3 protein-coding genes are annotated in these 789 nt (G+C 55.4%); all 3 read right to left on the bottom strand.

Features of this window, described 5'->3' with window-relative positions; all coding sequences use genetic code 11:
• Window positions 1-191, bottom strand: a 191-nt coding sequence (locus AC2GXZ_RS32585) for a hypothetical protein (protein ID WP_483763385.1), incomplete at its 3' end; no start/stop codon positions are given.
• A 28-nt stretch (window positions 192-219) separates the two neighbouring features.
• Window positions 220-444 carry a hypothetical protein gene (locus AC2GXZ_RS32580; protein WP_483763384.1) on the bottom strand — a complete coding sequence of 75 codons (225 nt, stop codon included), beginning with the start codon at window positions 442-444 and terminating at the stop codon, window positions 220-222.
• A gap of 13 nt (window positions 445-457) precedes the next feature.
• Window positions 458-766, bottom strand: a complete 309-nt coding sequence (locus AC2GXZ_RS32575; RefSeq protein WP_483763383.1) for a hypothetical protein — start codon at window positions 764-766, stop codon at window positions 458-460.
• Window positions 767-789 lie beyond the last annotated feature (23 nt).

The following is a 789-nucleotide window of genomic DNA, read 5'->3' as shown; positions in this document are numbered from 1 at the left end:
AGATCAAAGAACGCCTGGCGCTCCGCATCCGAGGCATCGTTATCGGCAAAAACCCGGAATGCCTTGCCCTGAGACTTCAATTCCTGCGCCGTCTTCAATGCGTCAGGATAGAGGAGTTTCGGCTCATCTCGTGTATCTGAGCCGTCAGGATCAAGCGAGCTGAGGGCTATCACCTGGAATTTCGCTGGCATCTAGTTTTCCTTTCGCTACGGATCGGATTCATCCTTCGTTGCCGTCGGAGACGAAGTTCTCCGGAACACTGTCCCTCGCTTCTCGCAAAGCTCGCGCTTGAACGAGCCACTTTTCGTTCAGCACGTTCTCGATCGTAAAGGCGATCTCGTCAGCGCTCCAGTTGGCGTCTTCGAGTTCGCGGACAAGTGCGGTCAGCTTTTCATCGATGATGCCGCGCAATTTGTCATCTCTGGTCTTTTCAAGGTCCGCCATTGTATACCTCCTGCTAACGGCCGGAGACCCGGATCGCCCCGGCTTCACCGAGGCTGCGCTGGACAGCCGAAATCTGGTCGGATGCAATATCAACGGAGACCTCGATCTCGCCTTCCAATGCTGCATCCTCGCGGACACCTTCGACGTGGGAAACATCCCCTCCGGAAGGTGCAGACCCCGCGGTATTACGACCTCCGCTTGCCTGAACAAAAATGTCAGGTCGCGAAACTCCATGCTGCTGAACAAGGTGCTCGGTTGCAAGATCCGCGGCTGCGCGTGTCTCGAAGAAGGCTATGATCGTCGTCGTTCTGTCATCCGGCATTTCATCTCTCCCTATATCAACTT

This window comes from Aliirhizobium sp. YIM B11859 (assembly GCF_057163345.1).
The sequence above is the reverse complement of the archived record's forward strand: the minus strand, read 5'-3'. Positions and strand labels throughout refer to the sequence as shown.